The following is a 633-nucleotide window of genomic DNA, read 5'->3' as shown; positions in this document are numbered from 1 at the left end:
CGGCATCAGGAACGGCTGGTCCACCGCGCGCTCGGGCGTCGGGATGTAGTCGTCCACCGCCTTGATCAGTTCGCGGATCGAGTTCTCGCCGATCTCGGGATCACGGCCCTCCAGCGCCGCCAGCGCCGAGCCCTTGATGATCGGGATGTCGTCGCCCGGATAATCGTAGCTGGACAGAAGCTCGCGCACCTCCATCTCGACCAGTTCCAGCAGTTCCTCGTCATCGACCTGATCGACCTTGTTCAGGTAGACGACCATGTAGGGGATGCCCACCTGCCGGCCCAGAAGGATATGCTCGCGCGTCTGCGGCATCGGGCCGTCGGCCGCGTTCACCACCAGGATCGCGCCATCCATCTGCGCCGCGCCGGTGATCATGTTCTTGACGTAATCCGCGTGGCCCGGGCAATCGACATGCGCATAGTGACGCGCATCCGATTCGTATTCCACATGCGCCGTCGAGATCGTGATCCCCCGCGCCTTCTCCTCGGGGGCGCCGTCGATCTGGTCATAGGCGCGGAAATCGCCGAAATATTTCGTGATCGCCGCCGTCAAGGTCGTCTTGCCGTGGTCAACATGGCCGATCGTCCCGATATTGACGTGCGGTTTCGTCCGTTCAAACTTTGCCTTTGCCAT

The 633-nt window shown here is 62.2% G+C and carries 1 protein-coding gene; it reads right to left on the bottom strand.

Features of this window, described 5'->3' with window-relative positions:
* On the bottom strand, positions 1-633 hold a 633-nt coding region (locus B4A72_RS00075), incomplete at both ends, for a GTP-binding protein (RefSeq protein WP_292977925.1).

Origin of the sequence: Paracoccus sp. UBA5162, from assembly GCF_002413585.1 — a bacterium.
In the GTDB taxonomy this organism is placed as follows: Bacteria; Pseudomonadota; Alphaproteobacteria; order Rhodobacterales; family Rhodobacteraceae; genus Paracoccus.
Note: the sequence above shows the minus strand (reverse complement) of the source record. Positions and strands in the feature narration are given on the sequence as shown.